The 1,365-nt window shown below is 35.1% G+C and carries 1 protein-coding gene; it reads right to left on the reverse strand.

Annotation, left to right across the window (positions count from 1 at the left end):
* Positions 1-357 precede the first annotated feature (357 nt).
* Positions 358-1,365: transposase (locus IEX94_RS19470; RefSeq protein ID WP_229782817.1), on the reverse strand; the 1,008-nt coding region annotated here is incomplete at its 5' end.

A 1,365-nucleotide genomic window follows, 5' to 3' on the forward strand; every position in this document is an offset into this window, starting at 1 on the left:
CGTTCTCACCATCTCAAAAAGGCGACTTTATAAATATAACACACAAGATAACTCCGTGTCAACAATTAATTTCATTCATTAAAAATGTTGTTATAAGGAATTAACCTTGGATTTATATCTTAGCATAGCGTTTTATGATTGTCAACAACAAAAACACTTTTCCAGCCATGAGGAGTAAATTTATCAATCACCTGAGCTAAAGAGGAAAATCAACTTATCCACAGTTTGTTAAATTTTACCAGTGTGTATTTTGTTTTTTTAAGCTAAACGAACCGAATTTCAAGTATTTAGCTATTCTTTTGTGGATAACTCATTTTTTACTTTTTTATTATCACAACCTCTGCTACAATTTAATTACTAGGTAAACCTCACTTGAATGGGTTTCTCTAGGTTTATGAGGTCCTCTTCTGTTATTGTTAGAGACTGGAATGCTCTTAACAGGTTAGAGGACTTTTTCTTTGCCTTTTTCTTGGCTGCTTTCATAATTTTTGACCCATTTTCAAATAGTTGAACCAGTATGTCGGTTATTTGCGTTAATAGATAGTGATTCTTCATCGCATTATAATCATGACTGTTCGGATGTTGAATATAGTAGCGAATATTCTTCTGGGTATTGAATCCCTCATTTTCGATTTTCCAACGACTTCTGCCTGCGTTAATGAGCCTCTTTGCGTTTTTCTTTTTTACGTTGATATTGGTAATATAAATAAATGTCCTTTTGTCCTTCTCCTTTTCTTCCACAAATTCTAATACATTCACTGTTCGTTCGTTGTAAGATATGCCATTCACCCATGATATTCCTTCATAAGAAGAGCTGTCTTCCAATATTTTCAGATTCTGAAATTCTCTCATTACCGATGGGATGCTTCCTTCTTTGAACCTGATCAGGTACTTCCATTTATTCTTATCGCATAACTGAAAGACGTTTTCACATGCATATAAGCTGTCTGCGATGATACAAATTGGCAGCCGTTTAAACGTGCTTTTTAACTTCTTTGCCATCCGATAAAAGGCATTCCGTTCACAATCCTGTTTTTCCACATCTTCTGATTCGTTCTCAATAAATTCAGATGCTATACTGAACACCATGTCTCCAGCTATTAGCTTTGCTTCCAAAACATGATGCATATATGTCGTCTTTTTCTCTCCAGTTTCTTCGTTCTTATGTTCCCGTTCCAGGCAATGTTCACAATGCTTTTCTCTAAATGTGAAAAGTCCTGTTCCATCAACGATGATTCCCCAATATTTACCACCTATCCGATAATCATAAAAGCACTTCTTATTTATGAGTTCTTTCACCATGTAAGTCCGAATGTTTTCAAGTTCCTCCATATCTAAACGAGACAGGAAATCGTTCACCGTATC

Origin of the sequence: Oceanobacillus indicireducens (assembly GCF_014647195.1) — a bacterium.
Lineage (GTDB): Bacteria > Bacillota > Bacilli > Bacillales > Amphibacillaceae > Oceanobacillus > Oceanobacillus indicireducens.